The organism is Microbulbifer litoralis (assembly GCF_023634065.1).
GTDB classification, from domain to species: Bacteria; Pseudomonadota; Gammaproteobacteria; order Pseudomonadales; family Cellvibrionaceae; genus Microbulbifer; species Microbulbifer litoralis.
On sequence record NZ_JALKCV010000007.1, the window covers coordinates 100714 to 121671 of the forward strand.

24 protein-coding genes are annotated in these 20958 nt (G+C 64.8%); 14 read left to right on the top strand and 10 right to left on the bottom strand.

Annotated elements, in window-relative coordinates; all coding sequences use genetic code 11:
- Positions 1–314: 314 nt before the first annotated feature.
- Entirely contained in the window at positions 315–479 is a 165-nt protein-coding gene (locus MWN76_RS21000) for a helix-turn-helix transcriptional regulator (protein ID WP_284500453.1), read from the top strand.
- 143 nt (positions 480–622) lie between these two features.
- On the opposite strand, the gene MWN76_RS12180 is transcribed toward MWN76_RS21000, so the two are convergent.
- Positions 623–1501 (bottom strand): YicC/YloC family endoribonuclease, encoded by an 879-nt coding sequence (locus MWN76_RS12180; protein ID WP_250461698.1) that lies wholly within the window; start codon positions 1499–1501, stop codon positions 623–625.
- A 170-nt stretch (positions 1502–1671) separates the two neighbouring features.
- Between MWN76_RS12180 and rph the strand changes: the two genes are divergently transcribed.
- A complete protein-coding gene (gene rph, locus MWN76_RS12185; RefSeq protein ID WP_250461699.1) occupies positions 1672–2391 on the top strand; it encodes a ribonuclease PH in 720 nt (239 codons plus the stop codon).
- A 127-nt stretch (positions 2392–2518) separates the two neighbouring features.
- On the opposite strand, the gene MWN76_RS12190 is transcribed toward rph, so the two are convergent.
- Positions 2519–3286: an exodeoxyribonuclease III gene (locus MWN76_RS12190; protein WP_250461700.1), complete on the bottom strand. Its 768-nt coding sequence runs from the start codon at positions 3284–3286 to the stop codon at positions 2519–2521.
- A 113-nt stretch (positions 3287–3399) separates the two neighbouring features.
- On the opposite strand from MWN76_RS12190, the gene pyrE reads away from it, so the two are divergent.
- Positions 3400–4053, top strand: coding sequence for an orotate phosphoribosyltransferase (gene pyrE, locus MWN76_RS12195; RefSeq protein WP_250461701.1), 654 nt, complete (start codon positions 3400–3402; stop codon positions 4051–4053).
- A gap of 75 nt (positions 4054–4128) precedes the next feature.
- Positions 4129–4743 (top strand): hypothetical protein, encoded by a 615-nt coding sequence (locus MWN76_RS12200; RefSeq protein ID WP_250461702.1) that lies wholly within the window; start codon positions 4129–4131, stop codon positions 4741–4743.
- A 51-nt stretch (positions 4744–4794) separates the two neighbouring features.
- Here MWN76_RS12200 and slmA read toward each other — a convergent pair whose 3' ends face one another.
- The 4 genes from slmA to coaBC form a co-directional block, all read right to left on the bottom strand.
- The gene (gene slmA / locus MWN76_RS12205; RefSeq protein WP_250461703.1) at positions 4795–5400 is read right to left on the bottom strand and encodes a nucleoid occlusion factor SlmA; all 606 of its coding nucleotides are present in this window, start codon (positions 5398–5400) and stop codon (positions 4795–4797) included.
- Between the two features lie 312 nt (positions 5401–5712).
- A complete protein-coding gene (gene argB / locus MWN76_RS12210; RefSeq protein ID WP_250461704.1) occupies positions 5713–6615 on the bottom strand; it encodes an acetylglutamate kinase in 903 nt (300 codons plus the stop codon).
- Positions 6616–6694: 79 nt separating this feature from the next.
- Entirely contained in the window at positions 6695–9073 is a 2379-nt protein-coding gene (locus MWN76_RS12215; RefSeq protein ID WP_250461705.1) for a phosphomannomutase/phosphoglucomutase, read from the bottom strand.
- Between the two features lie 25 nt (positions 9074–9098).
- Positions 9099–10310, bottom strand: a complete 1212-nt coding sequence (gene coaBC, locus MWN76_RS12220) for a bifunctional phosphopantothenoylcysteine decarboxylase/phosphopantothenate--cysteine ligase CoaBC (protein WP_250461706.1) — start codon at positions 10308–10310, stop codon at positions 9099–9101.
- Between the two features lie 90 nt (positions 10311–10400).
- Between coaBC and radC the strand changes: the two genes are divergently transcribed.
- From radC to MWN76_RS12255, 7 genes are all read left to right on the top strand, one after another.
- Positions 10401–11075 carry a RadC family protein gene (gene radC, locus MWN76_RS12225; protein ID WP_250461833.1) on the top strand — a complete coding sequence of 225 codons (675 nt, stop codon included), beginning with the start codon at positions 10401–10403 and terminating at the stop codon, positions 11073–11075.
- A 452-nt stretch (positions 11076–11527) separates the two neighbouring features.
- The gene (rpmB, locus tag MWN76_RS12230) at positions 11528–11764 is read left to right on the top strand and encodes a 50S ribosomal protein L28 (protein ID WP_250461707.1); all 237 of its coding nucleotides are present in this window, start codon (positions 11528–11530) and stop codon (positions 11762–11764) included.
- 35 nt (positions 11765–11799) lie between these two features.
- Complete coding sequence (gene rpmG / locus MWN76_RS12235) at positions 11800–11955, top strand: 50S ribosomal protein L33 (RefSeq protein WP_250461708.1); 156 nt, start codon at positions 11800–11802, stop codon at positions 11953–11955.
- Positions 11956–12276: 321 nt separating this feature from the next.
- A complete protein-coding gene (mutM, locus tag MWN76_RS12240; RefSeq protein WP_250461709.1) occupies positions 12277–13092 on the top strand; it encodes a bifunctional DNA-formamidopyrimidine glycosylase/DNA-(apurinic or apyrimidinic site) lyase in 816 nt (271 codons plus the stop codon).
- A gap of 101 nt (positions 13093–13193) precedes the next feature.
- Positions 13194–13346 (top strand): DUF5993 family protein, encoded by a 153-nt coding sequence (locus MWN76_RS12245; RefSeq protein ID WP_250461834.1) that lies wholly within the window; start codon positions 13194–13196, stop codon positions 13344–13346.
- Between the two features lie 9 nt (positions 13347–13355).
- Positions 13356–13913, top strand: coding sequence for a disulfide bond formation protein B (locus tag MWN76_RS12250; RefSeq protein WP_250461710.1), 558 nt, complete (start codon positions 13356–13358; stop codon positions 13911–13913).
- Positions 13914–13991: 78 nt separating this feature from the next.
- A complete protein-coding gene (locus MWN76_RS12255; protein ID WP_250461711.1) occupies positions 13992–14567 on the top strand; it encodes an amidohydrolase family protein in 576 nt (191 codons plus the stop codon).
- On the opposite strand, the gene sugE is transcribed toward MWN76_RS12255, so the two are convergent.
- The 4 genes from sugE to rsmD all read right to left on the bottom strand — a co-directional run bounded on the left by sugE (position 14505) and on the right by rsmD (position 17802).
- Complete coding sequence (gene sugE / locus MWN76_RS12260) at positions 14505–14831, bottom strand: quaternary ammonium compound efflux SMR transporter SugE (RefSeq protein ID WP_250461712.1); 327 nt, start codon at positions 14829–14831, stop codon at positions 14505–14507. The two genes, MWN76_RS12255 and sugE, sit on opposite strands and share 63 nt — an antisense overlap.
- Before the next feature lie 12 nt (positions 14832–14843).
- Positions 14844–16568 (bottom strand): gamma-glutamyltransferase, encoded by a 1725-nt coding sequence (ggt, locus tag MWN76_RS12265; protein WP_250461713.1) that lies wholly within the window; start codon positions 16566–16568, stop codon positions 14844–14846.
- 85 nt (positions 16569–16653) lie between these two features.
- Positions 16654–17133 carry a pantetheine-phosphate adenylyltransferase gene (gene coaD / locus MWN76_RS12270; RefSeq protein ID WP_250461714.1) on the bottom strand — a complete coding sequence of 160 codons (480 nt, stop codon included), beginning with the start codon at positions 17131–17133 and terminating at the stop codon, positions 16654–16656.
- A gap of 75 nt (positions 17134–17208) precedes the next feature.
- Positions 17209–17802, bottom strand: a complete 594-nt coding sequence (gene rsmD / locus MWN76_RS12275; protein WP_250461715.1) for a 16S rRNA (guanine(966)-N(2))-methyltransferase RsmD — start codon at positions 17800–17802, stop codon at positions 17209–17211.
- Between the two features lie 88 nt (positions 17803–17890).
- Here rsmD and ftsY point away from each other — a divergent pair, with 88 nt between their 5' ends.
- From ftsY to ftsX, 3 genes are all read left to right on the top strand, one after another.
- Positions 17891–19078: a signal recognition particle-docking protein FtsY gene (gene ftsY, locus MWN76_RS12280; protein ID WP_250461716.1), complete on the top strand. Its 1188-nt coding sequence runs from the start codon at positions 17891–17893 to the stop codon at positions 19076–19078.
- Positions 19079–19177: 99 nt separating this feature from the next.
- Positions 19178–19864 (top strand): cell division ATP-binding protein FtsE, encoded by a 687-nt coding sequence (ftsE, locus tag MWN76_RS12285; RefSeq protein ID WP_250461717.1) that lies wholly within the window; start codon positions 19178–19180, stop codon positions 19862–19864.
- Positions 19845–20870, top strand: a complete 1026-nt coding sequence (gene ftsX / locus MWN76_RS12290) for a permease-like cell division protein FtsX (protein ID WP_250461718.1) — start codon at positions 19845–19847, stop codon at positions 20868–20870. Before ftsE ends, ftsX begins: the two co-directional genes overlap by 20 nt.
- Positions 20871–20958: the final 88 nt, after the last annotated feature.

Below are 20958 nucleotides of genomic sequence, written 5' to 3' on the forward strand. Positions count from 1 at the left end.
CGAGCTTGGCCTTCGTAGTCGATACACTCGGGAAATTGAGCCGTTTATCCAGAGAGATTTCCTGGAAACCAATGAGCAGAGCCGTGGCACCATGAAGATTAAGCTGCGGGATCGGTCGGAGCGTTTTTTCGCTCTGTGGCCTGATCGCATCAAGGCGTATTGGGATTCTCTACCGGACGGAGATGGGCTATCCCAGTTTCCCGCTTATCCCAGTGGTGATCCGGAGGTAGCAAAGGATGAGTGACAAAGCCTTTAGCCCGCCCCAGAAAGAACTGCGAACCAAGTTGCTGGCCCGTTCCGGGCAGAGCGAGTGACTGGTCAGAGAACCTGATCGCCGCGCGATTACTGGCGTCAGCCGAACTCAGTGGTGGTCGCTGGAACGAAAGCAAGCTGCTCCGGCACGGCTCAAAGTGGGCTGTAATTCAGTGGCTTGGCGATTATCGGATCTTCTGGCCTGGATTGAGCAGCAGGGGGTCTGAGTGGCCCCTTTTACTCTCCAGAACTGATCTCACCTCTCACGATGGGCGCTAGCCATTCGCAGAGCGCCTCGTGGTGATCATCAAAATTTATTAACTGATTGATTTAAAAGGCATTAAAGAACGGCATTGAATACCCGAGAACATCATTCTATGTTTTGGATCTGCTCCCGCATCTGCTCAATCAAAACCTTCAGTTCCACCGCCGCTTGGGTGGTGTCGGTGACCACGGATTTGGAAGACAGGGTATTGGCCTCGCGGTTGAATTCCTGCATCAGGAAGTCCAGCCGCCGGCCGATGGCGCCGCCGCCGGCGAGTACGCGGCGGGCTTCGGCGACGTGGGCGTCGAGGCGGTCGAGTTCCTCGTCTACGTCGGCCTTCTGCGCCAGTATGACGATTTCCTGCTCGACGCGATCCTGGTCCAGTTCATCGAGCAGTTCCTCGAGGCGTGTGCGCAGCTTTTCCCGCTGGGCGTCGAGGATCTGTGGCAGCAGTTTGCGGACTTCGGTCACCTGGAGTTCGATGCCTTCCAGGCGCGTCTCGATAAACCTGCGCAGTTCGGCACCCTCGCGCTCGCGATTGGCAGTGAGCTGCTCGAGGGCCTCCCTGAAGGCTTTCAGGATCGCCGTGGACTGGGCTTCGGCATCGGTCTCCGGTTCCGCGATCACGCCCGGCCATTGGAGTACCTGCAGTGGATTCAGCGGCGCCGCCTGGTCGATCTGGGACGAGACCTGCCCGGCCGCACGGACCAGGGCGCGCACCAAGTCCTCATCCACCTGGACCGAGGTCTGCTCGCCGGTGTTGGCCTTCAGGGTCAGGCCCAGCTCCAGCTTGCCGCGGGAAAGCTGCTTGCGCAGGGCTTCGCGCAGCTTCGTCTCCAGTGGACGCGCGGCTTCGGGTAGGCGGAAGTGCGGTTCCAGGTAGCGGTGGTTGACCGAGCGCAGCTCCCAGGTGGCGGTGCCGGTGGCGTAGGAGGCCTCGGCGCGGCCGAATGCGGTCATGCTGCGCACTGTTTTACTGCCCATAACTGTTTCCCCTGAAGGCGTCCTGGAATTGGTCGGGCATCATAGCACGCGGCTGCAGCGCGGAGGGCCCGCGGTCGTTGGGTCGGGCATGGCTCAATAGCGTGCGGCGTGGTTATTTGAGGTGGCTGCATGGTTATAATGGAGCGCTTTGAGAAATGGAGAGGTGAAGCATGCAGCGTCCCAGCGGTCGAGTACCCGAGCAACTGCGCGAAGTCCGCATTACCCGCAACTACACCCGCCACGCGGAGGGATCCGTGCTGGTGGAATTCGGCGATACCAAGGTGCTGTGCAACGCATCCGTGGCTGCGGAGGTGCCGCGATTCCTGCGCGGCCAGGGTAGCGGCTGGATCACCGCCGAGTACGGCATGCTGCCCCGCTCCACCGGTTCGCGCATGGGCCGAGAGGCGGCCCGCGGCAAACAGGGTGGGCGCACGGTGGAGATCCAGCGCCTGATCGGCCGATCGCTGCGGGCGGCGGTGGATCTGGAGAAGCTGGGTGAACACCAGATCACCCTGGACTGCGATGTGATCCAGGCGGATGGCGGCACCCGCACCGCGTCCATCACCGGCGCCTGTGTGGCACTGGTGGACGCGCTCAGGTATATGCAGCGGGAGAAGATGATCGCGACCGACCCACTCAACAATATGGTGGCGGCGGTTTCCGTGGGCATCTACGAGGGCGAGCCGGTACTCGACCTGGACTACCCGGAAGACAGCCGCGCCGACACCGACATGAACCTGGTGATGGCAGAAGATGGCGGCATGATCGAGGTGCAGGGCACCGCCGAGGGGGCGCCGTTTACCGAACAGCAGTTCGCACAGATGCTGGCGCTGGGCAAGGCGGGGATCGACGATCTGATCGCCAGGCAGAAGAAGGCACTGGCAGAGTGATTGGGTAGGGTGCGCCGTCGCAGGCAATTGCTCCATGCGTTCTCTGCATGACCGCCATCCATGGCGGTCTCGCACCGATCGGATCAGCGGTGCGCACGGCGCACCCTGCGGCTCCGACCAATGCGCATCACACTTCCAGTTCGTAATCCATGATCACCGGCAGGTGGCTGGAGAAGTCGACGTTCTTGTTGATGGCGCCGTACTCGATTCGGTTGCGCAGGCTGTGTGACACCACCTGGAAATCCGTGCGCCAGCCGTCGCCCTCGCCCACCTTGCCGCTCGGCCACCAGGTGAACTCGTCCGCGTCCTTGACCACCTTGCGGAAGGCGTCGATATAGCCGATATCGTTGAACAGCTGATCGAGCCAGCGCTGTTCATGGCGCATGAAGCCGGGGGTGTCCTGGTGGTCCTGCCAGTTCTGCACATCGGCGCGGCGGTGGGCCATGCCCCAGTTGCCGCAGAAGATGAAGTCGCGCCGCTTGCGGCTGATCTTGGTCAGGTGCGCCTGCATGTCGTCGAAGAACTGCACCTTCTTTTCCAGCGACGGTTCGTCGGTGGCCATCGGGGCCAGCAGCGAGCCGATGCTCAGGCGCTCGAAATCGGCCTGCAGGTAGCGGCCGACCATATCCTCGCCATTGGAGAAGCCCATACCGAAGATGATTGCCTTCGGCTGGTTGCGGGTATAGATGGCGACGCCGTTTTCGTGCGGCGTACCGGAGTCGAAGAAATAGCTGTAGTAGCCGTCCGGGTGAAAGACCGGGTGGTCCAGTTCCGGTTCCAGCGAGCGCAGGTCCTGGAGGCAGATGACATCCGCATCCTGGTCCGCCAGCCAATCGTAGAGGCCGCGTTGAGCCGCCTGATGAATGCCGTCTACCGACAGACTCACTATTCGCATTATTAGCCCCTTACCAGCGGACTGTGTATGATTACTAACATTATGTACAGTCACTCCCCGCCGTTCCCGCGGGGAGGTCTCCCTTCACCTTAGACAATAGTTATCAAATTTCCATGCAGCAGTATCAGCGCGATTTTATCCAACTGGCCCTGGATCATCAGGTGCTGTGTTTTGGCGAATTCACCCTGAAATCCGGGCGCCAGAGCCCCTATTTCTTCAATGCCGGCCGCTTCCACACCGGTGCCGCACTGGCGGCACTGGGGCGGGCCTACGCCGAGGCGATTATCGCATCGGGAGTGGAGTTTGATGTCATCTTCGGGCCGGCCTATAAAGGTATACCGCTGGGCGCGGTGACCGCCGTGGCGCTGGCGCAGAAAGGCGTGGACAAGCCCTTTTGCTACAACCGCAAAGAGGCCAAGGATCACGGCGAGGGCGGAACCTTAGTAGGTGCGTCGCTTAAAGGCAAGGTTTTGATCATCGACGATGTGATTACGGCCGGTACAGCGGTGCGCGAGGTGATGGAGATCATCGGCCGGAACGGTGCCGAGGCGGCCGGTGTGGTGATCGGTCTCAATCGCCAGGAAAAAGCCGGCGAGGACTGTGAACTCTCCGCTATCCAGCAGGTCGAGCAGCAGTACAATATCCCCGTGTTCGGTATCGTGCAGCTGGATGATATCGTCAGCTTCCTGCAGGAGGAGTCGCAGGACAGCGAGACCCTACAGAAAATCGTCGATTACCGGCAGCGCTACGGCGTCTCCAGCCAGTGACCCCACCCCGGCCGGGCCGGCCGCGGTCCGGGCCCTGACGCCGCGGTGCTGCGGACAACTTCAGTGAGAAGCGCGATGAAAATCGCCCCGCCACCAACAGCCCTGCTCCTGGCCGCGGCCCTCGCTGCGGCCGGCTGCCTGCCCGCGTCGGCCGCGGAGAAGCCGGAGATCCGGGGCGATGTGCTCTACCGCTACACCGACGAAAATGGCGTACAGGTACTGAACGATGCGGTGCCGCCGCGCTATGTGGCCGATGGCTACGAGATACTGAGTCTTTCCGGTCGCGTGCTGAAGGTGGTGCCCCCGCAGCTCACCGGCGAGCAGCTGGAGGCGCAGAAGCGCCGCCGGGCGCAGGAGGAGGCCGACCGCAAGCTGCTCAAGCGCTACAACAGCGTCGCCGATATCGAGAGCGCCCGCTCGCGCAAGCTGGCCACGGTGCAGCAGGATATGGCGATCATGCGCTCCAATATCGCCACACTCGGCAACCAGATCGAGCAGGAAGAAACCAAGGCCGCGCGCACCCAGCGCAACGGTGGCGAAGTGGCGCCGGAACTGCTGCAGCGTATCGAGGACCTGCGCCAGGAAGTGGAAGTGGTGCGCGAGCGCCTGGAGCGGCGCGAGGCAGAGGCGGACCGCCTCGACAGGGAGTTCGATCGCGCCGCGGCGCGCTTTGCCGAAATCACCAGATAGCGAGAAGCCGCGCAGGCTCCCGCAGTGCCGCTCGCCCGGGGTATGGACAAATCACTCCGCCAGTGCCGTCTCCCGGAAGAATCCCGCCATCAGCACCGGCCACTGCTCCGCCCAGTATTCCGTCGGCTTGCGCTTGAAGCCGCTGCGCACGTACTGGACGATGCGGCCCTCGGCACTGGCCATCAGCAGGTTGGCGGCGCCGCCCAGGGGAATGGCCGGGCGCAGCTGCTCGCGCAGCTCCGCCTCGCGCAGGATCTGTTTCAACTGGGTCTCCAGGCGGTCGAAGAACTGCAGGATGCGCCCGTGCAGGCGCTCGGTCTCGCCGGTCAGGGCGTCGCCGGTCAGCAGGCGGGTGATCCCCGGGTTGCGCTCGCAGAAGGCCAGCAGCAGGTGCAGTATCTTCTGGCAGCGCGCCAGGGCCGAGGGTTCGTCCTGCAGGATCAGGGACACGCGGCTGAACACCGTCTCCTCGATAAACTCGATCAGCCCCTCGAACATCTTGGACTTGCTGGGGAAGTGGCGGTACAGCGCCGCCTCGGAAAAACCCACCTCCTTGGCCAGGGCCGCGGTGGTGATGCGGGCGCCGGGGCTGGCCTCCAGCATATGGGCCAGGGACTGCAGAATCTGTTGACGCCGGTTGATTTTTTCGCTGCTCATTGAGTGCCTTGTTACCCGGCCTGCACCGGGTGCTGGTTTCTTCTTGTTGCCGCTTTCGTCCCGAGAGCGCCCGGTCTATGGCCGGCCGTCAAAAAATACCGGCGCCTGCCGGCACTTTTCGGGATGGCACCGGTCACAGGTTGGCGCCATCGTTTCCATGCTGCCCATTGCCGGGGCGGGGAAGCGCATGGCTGCCCGTTCCCCAGACTCGGTCAAAGCGGCGCCGGAATCCTAACGATTCGCCGGGCGCGCTTCAATTGCTGTGGTCTCCTGGGGGCGATCTTTCGTCGCCAATTCCGGGCCCACCTGCCACTATTCGCCGTTGTTGGTGATCAGTGTGCCGACGCCGGTGTCGGTGAATATCTCCAGCAGCACCGCGTGGGGCACACGCCCGTCGATGATGTGTGCCGACGTCACCCCGGCCTTGACCGCGTCCAGCGCGCAGGCGATTTTCGGCAGCATGCCGCCGTAGATGGTGCCATCGGCAATCAGCCCGTCCACCTGCAGCGTGGTCAGCCCGGTGAGCACCTCGCCTTCCTTGCCCTGCAGCCCCGCCACATTGGTCAGCAGCATCAGCTTTTCCGCCTTCAGGAATTCGGCGATCTTGCCCGCCACCAGGTCCGCATTGATATTGTACGAGGTGCCGTCCTCCCCCACGCCGATGGGGGCGATTACCGGAATGAAGTCACTGTTGATCAGCATGTCGATCACATCGGTGTCGATGCGCTCCACTTCGCCCACGTGACCGATATCGATGATCTCCGAGGCGTGCAGGCCGGCGGTCTCATTCTGCATCTGTAGTTTGCGCGCCCGGATCAGCAGGCCGTCCTTACCGGTCACACCCACGGCGCGGCCGCCGTTCGAGTTGATCAGGTTGACGATCTGCTTGTTCACGGTACCGCCGAGGACCATTTCCACCACATCCATGGTCTCGCTGTCGGTGACGCGCATGCCGTCGACAAAACGGGATTCGATACTGAGCTTGTCCAGCAGCTCGCCGATCTGGGGCCCGCCGCCGTGCACCACCACCGGGTTCATGCCGACCAGTTTCATCAGGATGATGTCGCGGGCGAAACTGTTCTGCAGCGCCTCGTCGACCATGGCGTTGCCGCCGAACTTGACCACTACTGTCTTGCCGATAAAACGCTGGATGTAGGGCAGCGCCTCGTTCAGGACCTCGGCGACGCGCAGGGCGGATTTGCTATCCAGTGACATAGGGTTCAGGTTCCTTCTTCGAATGGGGGGCGCGCCGGGCGCACCGCTGATAAATCCGGCTCCGATCGCTGGGCGCAGCCTACACCAGTTGCCAGTCGGGCACCGCCAGCTTGGGGTCGATTTTCTTCAGTTGCGCCATGATCCGTTCGCGGATGCGTGCCAGCGCCTCTTCGTCCACGGCCTCGAAGCGCAGCGTCAGTGCAGCGCCGGTATTGGAGGCGCGCACCAGCCCCCAGCCGTCGGCGTACTCGATGCGCAGGCCGTCGATGGTATTGATGTCGGCCTCGCCGAAATCGCCCTGCTTTTTCAGTTTTTCGACCAGCGCGAACTTCTCGCGCTCGTCCACTTCGATCAGGATTTCCGGTGTGCTCACCAGTTGCGGCAGCGAGTCCAGCAGTTCGTCCAGCCCCTGTTCGCGCAGGGCCATGATCTCCAGTATCCGCGCGGCGGCGTAGATGCCATCGTCGAAACCGAGCCAGCGGTCCCTGATAAAGATATGGCCGGACAGCTCGCCGCCGAGAATGGCTCTGGTCTCGAGCATCTTGGTTTTCATCGGTGCGTGGCCGGTCTTCCACATGATCGGGCGGCCGCCGTACTGGTTGACCAGCTGTGCCAGCGCGCGGCTGCTCTTCACGTCGAAGACGATATCCTCGCCGGGGTTGCGGGCCAGGATATCGCGCGCCAGCAGCATCACCAGCTGGTCCGCCCAGGCGATGCGGCCGGAGGCGGAGATCAGCGTCACGCGGTCGCCGTCGCCGTCCAGCGCAATGCCGAGATCGGCGCCGGTCTCCTTGACCTTGTCGATCAGCGCCTCGAGGTTTTCCGGGCGCGATGGATCCGGCGGGTGGTTGGGGAAGTTGCCGTCCACCTCGCAGAACAGGGGCGTGACGGCGCAGCCCAACTGCTCGAACAGCCGCGGCGCCAGGTTCGAGGTGGCGCCGTTGCCGGCGTCCACCACCAGTCGCGGCTGGCCGGCCAGGGCCACATCGTTGAAGATCTCGTCGATATAGGTTTCGCGAATGTCCTGCTCGCGGTTGCTGCCCTGGCCACTCTTGAACGGACCCTTCTGCATCAGCTGGTGCAGGCGCTGCAGCTTGCCCTCCGCCAGCGGCCGGCCCTTGATGACAATCTTGAAACCGTTGTATTCCGCCGGGTTGTGGCTGGCGGTCACGACGATACCACTGCTGGTGTTCTTGCCCTTGGCGCAGGCGAAATACAGCAGCGGCGACGGTACCAGGCCCAGGTTCACGCTGTTGCAGCCACTGTCGAGGATGCCCTCGATCAGGCAGTTGGCCAGCAGTTCGCTGCTGTTGCGGCCGTCGCGGCCCACCAGCAGCAGTTCCTCGCCGGCGTGTTGTGCCAGGCTGCCCAGCGCGCGGCCCAGCTGGTAGGCGAAGGGTTCATTGATCTCGCTGCCGGCGATACCGCGGATATCGTAGGCGCGGAATACCTGTTGCGGGAAATCGGTGGCGGTCTGCAGTTCCGACTTGTCCGGCGCGCGGGGCGCGGTTTGCGGCTGTTCGTCCTCGTCCTGCGCGCTGGGCGCGGCGGCGGCCCGCTGTGGCAGCGGCTCCCGGTTGCTCTCCGCCAGCAGGTCCGCCTGGCCCCGTACGGGTTCCGGATTGCCGGCGTGGCCGCCGCCGGCCCTGCGATGGTTGTCGCGCTCCCAGGGCGCCGGTGTGTCCCGGGGCAGGAAACGCAGCAACAGCAGCAGTGTGACCAGCAGGCCGATACCGCCGCCGATATAGCACCAGCGCCCTGGGATACCGTGTTCGTGGGCGAAGGCGGTGTCCGGGGTGAATTCCATCGTCAGGTGGCTGCCTTTCACCTCGGCCCTGGCTGCGCGGCCACTGCCCCGCCCCGCGCGCCACTGGGCGCGTGCGGGGCCGCCGGAAAATTTCTGCAGCAGGACCAGCTGTCCGCCGCCACTGTGCAGCGCCTGCAGTTTTGCGGCATAGGTTTCGAACGGCTGCGTGACCAGCAGCGCGCCGCCATCTGGCAGCGGCACCGCATTGTGCAGTTGCCGGCTGTCGTCGCTGCCGGTGGTCAGTATCTCCACGGGTTGCGGCCCTTTCTCCAGGCTGCGTTTGAGCAGGTCCACCAGGGCGAAGTTGAGTTGGGGGTCACTGCCGGCGCCAACGCGGATATCGCCGCGGGCGAAGTACTGCGCGCGGGCACCGGTCGGCAGTGCAGAGGTATCGCCCAGGCTGGCGGGGGTGAAGCTGCCGGCGAGCTGCTGTAGCCTGCCGGCCCGTGCGCCCAGTTGCTTCTGCAGCTTGACGGCCTGTTGCTGCACCCGCCGGTCGGCGGCCGCGGCGATCTGCCCGGCGCTGCGCGGGGCGATGATATTGCGCTCGAGATAGTAGGCACCGCCCATCCAGGCGGCGACGGCCAGCAGTGCCGGCAACAGCAGGCCGCCGTGTATCAGGGGAAGGCGATCGGTTTTGTTGGAAGCCACGGGGAAATTCCAGTAACGCTGATTGTTATTGTGTCGATACTCTGTCGGCGATGAGCTCGATCAGTTGTTCCGCCAGTTCGGTTTTCAGTGCCGGCGGGAGTTCGCAACTGCCGCTGCGGTCGATCACGGTGACCGCATTGCGGTCGCTGTCGAAGCCGCTGTCCGCGGCGCTGACGTCGTTGGCGATGATCAGGTCGAGATGCTTGCGGGCCAGTTTGCCCCGCGCGTGCTCGAGCACTTTCTCCGTCTCCGCGGCGAAGCCGACGGTAAATGGCCGCAGTTTCTCGCGCGCGGCGATACCGGCGACGATATCCGGGTTTTTCACCAGCGCCAGGCTCTCGCGCTCGTGGTCCTCTTTTTTCTTGATCTTCTGCCCGGAGGTTTTCTCCGGGCGAAAATCGGCCACCGCGGCGGCGGCGATAAAGATATCGCACAGGTCGGCGGCGCGCTCGGCGGCATCGCGCATTTCCAGCGCGCCGATGACATCCACGCGCTTGACCCCGGGCGGCGTGGGCCGGTTGACCGGCCCGGCGATCAGCGTGACCTCGGCGCCGGCGCGCTGCGCCGCCGCGGCCAGCGCAAAACCCATTTTGCCGGAGCTGTGGTTGCTGAGAAAGCGCACCGGGTCCAGTGCCTCGCGCGTGGGGCCGGCGGTCACCGCCACCCTCTTGCCCGCCAGGTGCTGCTGCGGGCGGAACAGGGATTCCGCCTCGGCGACCAGCGCGTCGGGTTCCAGCATGCGGCCGGGGCCGACATCGCCGCAGGCCTGGCTGCCGGCGTCCGGGCCCCAGATCCGCGTGCCGCGGGTGTGTAGTGTCTCGGTATTGGCGGCGGTGGCCGGGTGGCGCCACATGGCCTGGTTCATGGCCGGTGCTATGGCCAGAGTCGCCTCGCTGGCCAGGCACAGGGTGGTCAGCAGGTCGTCCGCCATGCCCGCGGCCAGCTTGGCCATCAGCTGTGCGCTGGCGGGCGCGATCAGGATCAGCTCGGCCCACTTGGCCAGCTCGATATGGCCCATGGCCGCCTCGGCGGCCGGGTCCAGCAGGTCGGTATGCACCGGGTTGCCGGACAGCGCCTGGTAGGTCATCGGCCGCACGAACTCCTGTGCGCCGGCGGTCATCACCACCCGCACGTCCGCGCCGCGCTCTTTCAGGCGGCGCACCAGGTCGGCGCTCTTGTAGGCGGCGATACCGCCGCTGATGCCCAGCAGAATGCGTTTGTCGGCCAGGGAGGACATAGGCGCTGTTTCCATGATCCAGGGAACGGGTAAGATTAGCATTTCTGTGCCCGATCAATAAGGAAAGGAATCGACTCCATGGAAGGAAAGATGACCATCAAGGACTGGCCGGCGTCGGAACGGCCGCGGGAAAAGCTGCTCGAACGGGGCGCGGAGGCGCTGTCGGATGCCGAGCTGCTGGCGATCTTCCTGCGCACCGGCGTGACCGGCATGTCCGCGGTGGACCTGGCGCGCCAGCTGCTGGCGGATTTCGGCGGCCTGCGGCCGCTGCTGGAGGCGGACCGGCGCGAGTTCTGCCGTGGCAAGGGCCTGGGCGATGCCAAGTACGTACAGCTGCAGGCGGTGCTGGAGATGGCGCGGCGCCACCTGGCGGAGACACTGCAGCGCAGCGATGCCCTGTGCAGCCCCGGCGCCGTGCGCGACTACCTGTCCGCGCAGCTGCGCCACCGCCGTCGCGAGGTCTTCTGCTGCCTGTACCTGGATACCCAGCACCGGGTAATCGCCTTCGAGGAACTGTTCGAGGGTACCCTGAACGCCGCCAGCGTCTATCCGCGGGAGGTGGTACAGGCAGCCCTGAAGAAAAATGCCGCCGCGGTCATCCTCGCCCACAACCACCCGTCGGGCGTCAGCGAGCCCAGCCAGGCGGATATCTGGATCACCGAGCGTCTGGCCAAGGCGCTGGAACTGGTGGATATCAAGGTGCTGGACCATATGATCGTCGGCGAGGGCGAGGCGCTGTCGTTTGCCGAGCAGGGGTTGCTGTAGGTCTTTGCTTGAAGGCGAATGGCGGGTGTCCGCCAAAGCGTGGGATGGACGTGCCCATCATCTTCACGGTGCCTGTAAGTGAGCCAAGTGGCGGCCCCGCTGCCGGGGGCCCTTCGCATCTGACCTGGATGTTCTTTTTTGGCATTGGTCGGGCCGGTGCGCACGGCGCACCCTACTGGAGTCCCGAGTCCCGAGTCCCGAGTCCCGAGTCCCGAGTCCCGAGTCCCGAGTCCCGAGTCCCGAGTCCCGAGTCCCGAGTCCCGAGTCCCGAGTCCCGGTATTCACTGTACAAAACTTGCTCCCGGGGACCTCTTCTGGTATAAAACGCCGCTCTTTGCGGCCGGGCCAGATTCTGAACAGTTTCCGCCGCCGCCCAGGAACCGGATTAGAATCCCGAATTATGTCCCCGCATTCCCTGACGCGGGCACCGAGAGTTTTGAAGAGGCCAACAGATGTCCAAGGTATGTCAGGTAACCGGTAAGCGCCCGGTCACCGGTAACAACGTATCCCACGCCAAGAACCGCACCAAGCGCCGCTTTGTGCCCAACCTGCACAGCCACCGCTTCTGGGTGGAGTCAGAGAAGCGCTTCGTGAAGCTGCGCGTCTCCTCCAAAGGTATGCGCGTGATCGACAAGAAAGGTATCGATACCGTGCTGAAAGAGCTGCGCGCCCGCGGCGAGAAAGTCTAACCGGCGTCAGCCGCTGAGAGATCGGAGACAGGAAGATGCAAGAGAAAATTCGCCTGAACAGCAGTGCCGGCACCGGCCACTTCTACACCACCACCAAGAACAAGCGCAACATGCCGGAAAAGATGGAGATCAAGAAGTACGATCCCGTCGTTCGCAAGCATGTGATCTACAAGGAAGGCAAGATCAAGTAAGATTTTGCCTTTAGTTGGATCGAAAGAGCCCGGAACTTCCGGGCTTTTTTATGCGTCGGTGTTCGGGACTCGGGACTCGGGACTCGGGACTCGGGACTCGGGACTCGGGACTCGGGACTCGGGACTCCAGTAGGGTGCGCCGTGCGCACCGGCCCGATCAATGCCAAAAAAGAACATCCAGGTCAGATGCGAAGGGCCCGCTGCCGGGGGCTGTTTGTGAAACGATTGCCGATGAGGCTGTTGAGCAAACAGCTACCGGCAGCGGGGCCGCCACTTGGCTCACTTACAGGCACCGTGGAGCCGGTTGCTGGATAAAGATAAATGCCGGAACTGCCAGAAGTAGAAACCACTCGCCGCGGCCTGGCCCCACACCTGGAGGGGCACAAAGTGCGTGCGGCCAAAGTGCGCCAGCGCCAGCTGCGCTGGCCGATAGATCGGGGCTTCGAAAAGCGCATCGCCGGCGCCAGGATCCTGCGCCTGGAGCGCCGCGCCAAGTACCTGCTGGTGCATACCGACAAAGGCTGCGCCATCTGGCACCTGGGTATGTCCGGCAGCCTGCGGCTGGTGGAACCGGATTGCCCGCCGGAAAAGCACGACCACGTCGACTGGACACTGGATAGCGGCCGGGTACTGCGCTACCGGGACCCGCGCCGTTTCGGCGCCCTGCTGTGGACCGACGAAGACCCGGTCGCCCACGACCTGCTCAGCCACCTGGGCCCCGAGCCCCTGTCGGACGAATTCGACGGTGACACCCTGTTCCAGCGCTCCCGCGGCCGCCGCCAGTCGGTGAAAACCTTCATCATGGACGGCCGTATTGTCGTCGGCGTCGGCAATATCTATGCCAGCGAATCCCTGTTCCTGGCCGGTATCCGCCCGCAGACTGCCGCCGGGCGCATCTCCCGCGCCCGCTGCCAGCGGCTGGCCGACGCCATCAAGCGGGTACTGGCCCGCGCCATCGAACAGGGCGGCACTACCCTGCGCGACTTTACTGGCGGCGACGGCCAGCCCGGCTACTTCGCCCAGCAGCTCAACGTCTACGGTCGTACCGGCGAGCCCTGCCCCAAGTGTGGCGGCCCGGTGCGCGAGGCGGTGCTGGGCCAGCGCAGCACCTTTTTCTGCGGTTCCTGCCAGCGCTGAAGGCTCTTTATCAACTGCTACCACGCCCTTCCTTGGGAAAATATTCTCCCCAGACTATAAATCGCCATTGGTATCGGCGATTGGGGAGCTCTCCCGTGATCATGATGTTGCCCTTTGTCACCGTGCTGCTGTCCGCCTGGTTCGCCTGGCGCGGACATCGCTGCGCGAGTATCGGTGCCTGGTGGCTGACCCTGGCAACTTTCATCGCCTGGTGCTTCTACCATATGACCGACCCCATGAACCTGTCGTTGTAGGAGGTCCCGGTGAAAATTACCCTCGGCCGCACCGCCCCCTGCGTCAACAGCCTGGCGCTGCTCGGCGTCAGCGGCATTCTCTGGTTTGCCTTCGCCTGGCAGCTGCTCCTGCACGAACTGCCCTGCCCGCTGTGCCTGCTGCAGCGGGCCGGTTTTGCGATGGTGGGGATCGGCCTGCTGCTGAATATCCGCTTCGGTTCCCGGCCGTTGCACTACGGCATTGTCGTTGTCTCTGCCCTGGCCGGCATGGTGTCGGCGGCGCGGCAGGTGTTGCTGCATATCGCCCCCGGCGACCCGGGATTCGGCTCGCCCTTTCTGGGCCTGCATTTCTACACCTGGGCGCTGGTGGCCTTTTTCGCGCTGCTGCTGTGGAGTGGCCTGGTACTGATGCTCGACGATATGGGCAGTGCGCCGGCAGCCGGCGGCAAGCGGGCGCCCGGTTGGCTGGGAAAACTGGCGACAGTGGCGTTTCTCTCGATTTTACTGATCAATGTGCTTTCCACCACCGTCGAGTGCGGCTTCGGCCCCTGCCCGGACAATCCCACCGGCTATCAGTGGCTGCCGTAGGCAGGTGCGATTCCCCAACATGCAGCCAGTACCCTTTCTATACTTCCCCAGAACCTGCATAAATGCCGCGGAGGGGAAATGAAAATCGTCTGGCTCGTCTGTGTCGCCGCGCTACTCGTTGCCTGCGGGCGCCCCGACGGAGCGCAAGAGAGAAGCAGCAGTTCTGCGCCCGCCGCCGAGCCACAGCAATCCGACCCGGAACAAAAAGCCCTGCACCTGCCCGGTGTCGAGCGGCTGCTGGATCTGCGCGGCGGGCGCACCCCGGCGGACTATGTGCAGGCAGTGAAAAAATTTATGCGGGAAAATCCCGATCTGCAGGTCATCGTCGGCAAGGGATGGGATGCCGCGGCATTCGGTGCGACACAACCGCACAAGGCGCAGCTGGATCAGGTAAGCGACTTTGTTCCGATCGTCCTTATTTCCCGCGACCATAAAAGCATCTGGACCAACTCGGAGGGTCTTGCCGCCGCGGGTATCAATACCGATACTCCAGATCCGCCGGGCGGCACTATCGAAAAAGATGAGGGCGGCCTGCCCAATGGCCTGGTGCGCGGCGCTGCAGTGGAGTTACTGGAAAGAATCATTCCCAGATCAGACGGAAGCGGTGAGCTTGAGGCCGATAATCCCCGCCACGATCAGCCCGATACAGAATAGCCTTGGTAACGCCGTGGATTCGGAAAACAGCACAATTCCCAGAATCGCCGTCCCCACCGCACCGATCCCGGTCCACACCGCGTAGCCGGTACCCACCGGGATCACTTTCAGCGCCTGGGCGAGAAAATAGAAACTGGCGACCATCGCCAGCACCGTCAGTGCGCTCGGCAGTGGCCGGCTGAAGCCCTGGGTGAATTTGAGCCCCACGGCCCAGCCGATTTCCAAAAGGCCGGCGATCGTCAGTAGAAACCACGGATTGGTCATTGTCGGTTACCGCTATTTGCCCAGGGCACTGCCCTCGCGGCGCGGGTCGGCGCCGCCGCGCAGCTCGCCATCGACCAGCGCGATCGCGTGGATGCCGCTGTTCAGGTGCTTCTCCACCACTTTGTGACCGAGCTTTTCCAGCTTTGCCACCGTCTCCGCGGAAAAGAAACCCGGCTCCAGCTCGACTCTATAACCGATTGCCCCGATATTGCCGGCGGCCACCGCATCCGCGATCGGCATACCCAGGCCCAGGTGGTAGAGAATGGTGCGCGCCGTGTAATCGATAATGCGCGAGCCGCCCGGTGAGCCCACCAGCAGGCGCATATTGTTGTCGTGGTCGAACACGATGGTCGGCGACATCGACGAGCGCGGGCGCTTGCCCGGCTGGATGCGGTTGGCCACCGAGGAGCCCTTGGCATCCCTGGGCACAAAGGAAAAATCGGTCAGCTGGTTGTTGAGCAGGAAGCCCTTCACGAACAGCCGCGAGCCGAAGCCGGTCTCGATACTGGTGGTCATGCTGACGCCGTTGCCGTAGCGGTCGACGATCGACAGGTGGCTGGTATTGGGCATTTCCGGTGACGCTGCCTGCAGGCGTGGCTCGTCGAAGGACTGCGGCTCGCCGGCGACCGCCTCGGTGGCGCGCTCGGGGTCGATCAACTGCGCGCGCCGCGCCAGGTACTGGGGTGCGACCATGGACTGGCTGGGCACGCTGACAAAGTCCGCATCCGCGGAATAGGTATTGCGATCGGCAAAGGCCAGTTCCGAGGCCTCGGCGAACAGGTGAGTCAGTTCGGTGTCGCCGGCCTCGTACTCGTTCAGGGAGAATTGCCCCAGCATGCCGAGGATGGCGCCCACGGTGGTGCCGCCGGAAGATGGTGCGTCGGCGCCGCAGACGCGGTAGGTCAGGAAGATACTGCAGACGGGCTCGCGTACCTTGGCCCGGTAGCCGGCGATATCCTTCAGGGTCATTTTGCCCGGGTTTTTGGGGTCTCCCTGCACGGCGGCGGCGATGGCCTCGGCAATCGGGCCGCTGTAGAAGGCATCGGCGCCCTTGTCGGCAATGGTGCGCAGCGTCGCCGCGTAATCGGGGTTTTTCAGCAGGTGTCCCACCGGCAGCGGTTCGCCGTCGTCGCCAAAGAAGTAGGCGGCAATGGCCGGTCGCGCATCCACCTGCGGCATCCTGTCGAGCAGCTGGTGCAGGCGCGGCGAGACGCGGAAGCCGTTTTCGGCGAGCCGGATCGCCGGCTGGAAGAGTTCTGCCCAGGGCAGTTTGCCGTCGCGCCCGTGGGCCAGTTCCAGCATGCGCAGCACGCCGGGCACGCCCACGGAGTAGCCGCCGATCACTGCCTTCAGGAAGGGGCGCGGTTGGCCGTCGCGGAGGAAATAGTCTTCGTCTACGCCGGCCGGCGCAGTTTCGCGGCCGTCGTAGTAATGCAGTTCACCGCCATCGGCGCGGTAGCTCAGCATAAAGGCGCCGCCGCCGATCCCGGACGACTGCGGCTCTACCAGGCCCAGCACCAGTTGCGCGGCAATGGCCGCATCCACGGCGGTGCCGCCGCGGGCGAGTATCTGTTCCGCGGCGCGGCTGGCGAGGGGATTGGCGGTCACCGCCATATAGTCTTCCGCACTGGCGGACTTGATTTCGCTGCGGCCGGTGGCGACCTCAGGCTGTATCTCCTGGCCGGCCAGCGTGGCGGAGGCGGAAAGCGTAAGCAGCGCGAGAATCAGATGGCGCACGGGAAACTCCTCGGACGGTGAAAACCCGCCCGAGTGTACCAGAAAGCCGCGGGGGGACCGCTCGCCGGGCGGCGAACGGAAAGCGTCACTGGTTAAACTTTTCCTGCAGCGCCTTCTCGACCTCGGCGGGAACGAAGTTGGTGACGTCGCCGCCGAGTGAGGCGATCTCGCGCACCAGTGACGAGGAGATGTAGGAGAGGTGCTCCGCCGGCGTCAGGAACAGGCTTTCCATATTCGGCGCCAGCTGGCGGTTCATGTTGGCCAGCTGGAATTCGTACTCGAAGTCCGATACCGCGCGCAGGCCGCGCAGCACGCCGTAGGCATCCACCTGGCGCACCAGGTCGGCGAGCAGGATATCGAAGCCGATCACTTCCACATTGGGCAGGTGCCCCAGCACCCGCTGCGCCAGTTCGACCCGTTCGTCCAGGGTGAACAGCGGGTTCTTGCGGGTGCTCGCGGCCACCGCCACGATTACGTGATCGAACAGCCGGCAGGCCCGCTCCACCAGGTCCATATGGCCGTTGGTGATCGGGTCGAAGGTTCCGGGGTAGACGACTTTTTTCATACGTCAGTTTTTCCGAGCGCGCCCAAGGGAAGCGCATGGTAAACAATTTGCCCGGGCGGCTCAAAACAGCGCAATTCACGCACCGTTTTGGGGGCCTGTCCGGAACAGCCGCATCTGCACCCGCCCGGCCCGTTTGTCCTTTTCCAGTTGCCAGCCGGCGGGGGTTGGCAGCGGGCTGTCGCGGGGTGTTTCCACATAGACCAGCGCGCCCTCGTCCAACTGCGAAGCCAGCGCTGCCAGGCTCTCCCGCCAGAGATCGCCGGCGAATGGCGGGTCCACGAATACGATATCGAAGGGCCCGCGATGACCGGCGAGGAAATCCGCCGCACTGCAGTGGTGCACGCGGCCATTGTTGGCCCCCAGCAGTTTCAATTGCTCCCGCAGGGTCTGCACCGCGCGCGGGTTCAGTTCCACGAAGTCCACCCGCGCGGCGCCGCGCGACAGCGCCTCCAGTCCCAGTGCGCCGGAGCCGGCGAACAGGTCCAGGCAGCGGGCGTCCGGCAGGTGGAACTGCAGCCAGTTGAACAGGGTTTCCCGCAGCCGGTCGCCGGTCGGCCGCAAACCCTCCACCGGCGCGAACTGGAGCCGCCGCCCGCGCCAGCGGCCGCCGATAATACGCAGCTGGGACAGGGGTTGCGGGGCGGCTCTGCGCGGGGAACGTCGGGTCAAGGGATTCTCTCTGCGGTTCTGGCTGTCTGGTATCCTGAGCGATGCTAACATTAGCGCCTTTCTGCCAGCGGTACATCCGGACCCATCCATGATCTTTGACTTCCTGCGTAAAAAGAAGCCCAAGGCCGACGAAGCCGAATCCGAACAGTCCCCCGTGACCGGGGAGCGGGCCCCCGCGCCCGAGGCTGTCGAGCCGGTACCGGAAGAGGCCCCGGCCGATACCGGCGCGGTCGCCGAAGCGGAGCCCGAGGCTGCGGCAGCGGAACCCGAGCCGATCGCCGGACCCGGGCAGCCGGCCGGGCAAGCGCCCGCGGGCAAGGCAGGGCCCGAGGAAAAAAAAGAGGGCTTCTTCGCCCGCATCCGCCGCGGCCTCAGCCGCACCAGCAACCAGTTCGCCGAGGGCATGGGCAACCTGTTCCTGGGCGCCAAGGAGATCGACGAGGACCTGCTGGAGGAGCTGGAGACCCAGCTGCTGATGGCCGACGTCGGCGTCGAGGCCACCACCGAGATCGTCGACCGCCTGACCGAGCGCGTCTCGCGCCGCGAGCTGGCGGACGGCGAGGCGCTCTACGGGGCGCTGCAGGACGAGCTGGCGGACCTGCTGGACAAGGTGGAGGAGCCGCTGGCTATCGACAGCGCCAGGAAGCCGTTCGTGATCCTGGTTGTCGGTGTCAACGGTGTCGGCAAGACCACCACCATCGGCAAGCTGGCGCACCGCTACCTGAACGAGGGCAAGTCGGTCATGCTGGCCGCCGGCGACACCTTCCGCGCGGCGGCGGTGGAGCAGTTGCAGGTCTGGGGCGAGCGCCACGATGTACCGGTGGTGGCCCAGCACACCGGCGCCGATAGCGCCTCGGTGATCTTCGACGCGGTGCAGTCGGCCCAATCCCGCGGCGTCGACGTGGTGATCGCCGATACCGCCGGGCGCCTGCACACCAAGTCCAACCTGATGGAAGAGCTGTCCAAGGTGCGCCGGGTCATGGGCAAGCTGGACCCGAGCGCGCCCCACGAAGTGCTGCTGGTACTGGACGCCGGCACCGGCCAGAACGCCACCAGCCAGGCGGAGCAGTTCCGCGAATCCGCCGGCGTCACCGGCCTGGTGCTGACCAAGCTGGACGGCACCGCCAAGGGCGGTGTGATCTTTGCCCTGGCGCGGCGCTTCGGAATTCCGGTACGCTTTATCGGTGTCGGCGAGCAGGCCGAAGACCTGCAGCCGTTTGTGGCCCGCGACTACGTGGCCGCGCTGTTCGAACGCGCGCCGACCGAGCAATCTTAAGAGGAGTGTCTGGTGGCCGCGGTCCCGGGTGCGTGGACCACTAGCTCTGAAACTTGAGTTACAACAAGAACAATTTTGCCCACATGACCGCCTTCGCCCATGATCACGTTTGACAGCGTCAACAAACGCTACGAATCCGGCCAGGATGCGCTGGTACGCATCAGCCTGGAAATCGGGCGCGGCGAGCTGGTGTTCCTGACCGGCCACTCCGGCGCCGGCAAGAGCACGCTGCTGAAACTGCTCACCGCCATCGAGCGCCCCACCCGCGGCAGCATCCTGGTGGCCGGGCAGAACCTCAACCGGCTGCGCAACGGCCAGATCCCCTACTACCGCCGCAACCTGGGCATCGTGTTCCAGAACCACCAACTGCTGTTCGATCGCAGCGTCTACGACAATGTCGCCCTGCCGCTGTCGGTCTCCGGCTGCAGCAAGCGCGAGGTGGGCCGCCGCGTGCGCGCGGCGCTGGACAAGGTGGGCCTGCTGCACAAAGAGCGCCAGAACCCGATCGTGCTGTCCGGCGGCGAGCAGCAGCGGGTGGGCATCGCCCGCGCGGTGGTCAACAAGCCGGCGGTGCTGGTGGCCGACGAGCCCACCGGCAACCTGGACCCGCAGCTGTCGGCCGAGATCATGCAGCTGTTCTCTGACTTCAACGCCGTGGGCGTCACGGTAATGGTGGCCAGCCACGACCTGGAGCTGATCGCGCGCATGAAGCGCCGCGTACTGACGCTGCAGGCCGGCCAGTTGATCTACGATGGAACCCCGAGCCGTGAAGCAGCCTACTCCTAGTTCCGCCAGGCCCCGCCGCTCGCAGCGGCCGGCGCCGGAGCCCAAGGCCCAGCGCAGTACCGGCGCCATTGCCGCGCGCACCGGCCTCGGCGACCGCTGGCGCGCCTGGCTGGGGCACCACCGCGAGATGGCCGGCGAGTCCCTGCGGCGCTTCTTCGCCACGCCGCTGGCCAGCGGCATGACCGCGCTGGTGATCGCCATCGCCCTGGCGCTGCCGGCGGCGCTGCAACTGGGGCTGGTCAACTTCCAGCGCGCCGTGGCCGGCTGGGACGGCCAGCCGCAGATCTCGGTCTTCCTGCACAGGGACGCGCGCGAGGCAGCCGTGGAATCCTTTGCGGAAGAGCTGCGCGCAGACGCCGATATCGCCGAGGTGACTTATATTTCGCCCGAGGAGGCGCTGGCAGAGTTCCAGCAGAGCTCCGGTCTCGGCGATGCCATGACAGGTCTGGACAACAATCCCCTGCCGGCCGTGTTGCTGGTGCGGCCGCGGGATACGGCCGAAGAGCGCCTGGAGGCGCTGGCGGAGCGGCTGCGCGACAGCGCCATGACCGACGCGGTGGTATTGGATATGGCCTGGGTGCAGCGCCTGGCGCAGCTGACCGAACTGGGTCGACGCCTGTCCGCCGGCCTGGCGGCGCTGCTGGCGCTGGGGGTGCTGCTGGTAGTGGTGAATACGATACGCCTGCATATCGAGAACCGCCGCGAGGAGATACTGGTGGTCAAGCTGGTGGGTGCCACCGACGCCTTCGTGCGCCGCCCGTTCCTGTACAGCGGCCTCTGCTACGGCTTTTTCGGCGGCCTGCTGGCGTGGCTGCTGGTGGCCGCTGGCGTGGCACTGCTGTCCGGGCCGGTGGCCGGCCTGTCGTCGTCCTACGGCAGCGGCTATGCGTTGCGCGGCCCCGGCCCGAGCTACCTGCTGGCGCTGACCGCCGGTGCCGCGCTGCTGGGCCTGATCGGTGCCTGGCTGGCCGTGGCGCGGCATATCAAGGCCATCGAGCCTCGCTAGAAGCGATCTGACCATCGGGTCACATTAAAGAAGTGCAAAGTCGTCGCAAAGGCGGAACCCACCCTGTGGATAACCCCTCTAAGAGCCC

What these genes read in the sequence shown, in the direction of transcription:
- MWN76_RS12180 (WP_250461698.1), bottom strand. Translation starts at nt 1,501, where the DNA reads ATGGGCAGTAAAACAGTGCGCAGCATGACCGCATTCGGCCGCGCCGAG.
- rph (WP_250461699.1), top strand. Translation starts at nt 1,672, where the DNA reads ATGCAGCGTCCCAGCGGTCGAGTACCCGAGCAACTGCGCGAAGTCCGC.
- MWN76_RS12190 (WP_250461700.1), bottom strand. Translation starts at nt 3,286, where the DNA reads ATGCGAATAGTGAGTCTGTCGGTAGACGGCATTCATCAGGCGGCTCAA.
- pyrE (WP_250461701.1), top strand. Translation starts at nt 3,400, where the DNA reads ATGCAGCAGTATCAGCGCGATTTTATCCAACTGGCCCTGGATCATCAG.
- MWN76_RS12200 (WP_250461702.1), top strand. Translation starts at nt 4,129, where the DNA reads ATGAAAATCGCCCCGCCACCAACAGCCCTGCTCCTGGCCGCGGCCCTC.
- slmA (WP_250461703.1), bottom strand. Translation starts at nt 5,400, where the DNA reads ATGAGCAGCGAAAAAATCAACCGGCGTCAACAGATTCTGCAGTCCCTG.
- argB (WP_250461704.1), bottom strand. Translation starts at nt 6,615, where the DNA reads ATGTCACTGGATAGCAAATCCGCCCTGCGCGTCGCCGAGGTCCTGAAC.
- coaBC (WP_250461706.1), bottom strand. Translation starts at nt 10,310, where the DNA reads ATGTCCTCCCTGGCCGACAAACGCATTCTGCTGGGCATCAGCGGCGGT.
- radC (WP_250461833.1), top strand. Translation starts at nt 10,401, where the DNA reads ATGACCATCAAGGACTGGCCGGCGTCGGAACGGCCGCGGGAAAAGCTG.
- rpmB (WP_250461707.1), top strand. Translation starts at nt 11,528, where the DNA reads ATGTCCAAGGTATGTCAGGTAACCGGTAAGCGCCCGGTCACCGGTAAC.
- rpmG (WP_250461708.1), top strand. Translation starts at nt 11,800, where the DNA reads ATGCAAGAGAAAATTCGCCTGAACAGCAGTGCCGGCACCGGCCACTTC.
- mutM (WP_250461709.1), top strand. Translation starts at nt 12,277, where the DNA reads ATGCCGGAACTGCCAGAAGTAGAAACCACTCGCCGCGGCCTGGCCCCA.
- MWN76_RS12245 (WP_250461834.1), top strand. Translation starts at nt 13,194, where the DNA reads ATGATGTTGCCCTTTGTCACCGTGCTGCTGTCCGCCTGGTTCGCCTGG.
- MWN76_RS12255 (WP_250461711.1), top strand. Translation starts at nt 13,992, where the DNA reads ATGAAAATCGTCTGGCTCGTCTGTGTCGCCGCGCTACTCGTTGCCTGC.
- sugE (WP_250461712.1), bottom strand. Translation starts at nt 14,831, where the DNA reads ATGACCAATCCGTGGTTTCTACTGACGATCGCCGGCCTTTTGGAAATC.
- coaD (WP_250461714.1), bottom strand. Translation starts at nt 17,133, where the DNA reads ATGAAAAAAGTCGTCTACCCCGGAACCTTCGACCCGATCACCAACGGC.
- ftsY (WP_250461716.1), top strand. Translation starts at nt 17,891, where the DNA reads ATGATCTTTGACTTCCTGCGTAAAAAGAAGCCCAAGGCCGACGAAGCC.
- ftsE (WP_250461717.1), top strand. Translation starts at nt 19,178, where the DNA reads ATGATCACGTTTGACAGCGTCAACAAACGCTACGAATCCGGCCAGGAT.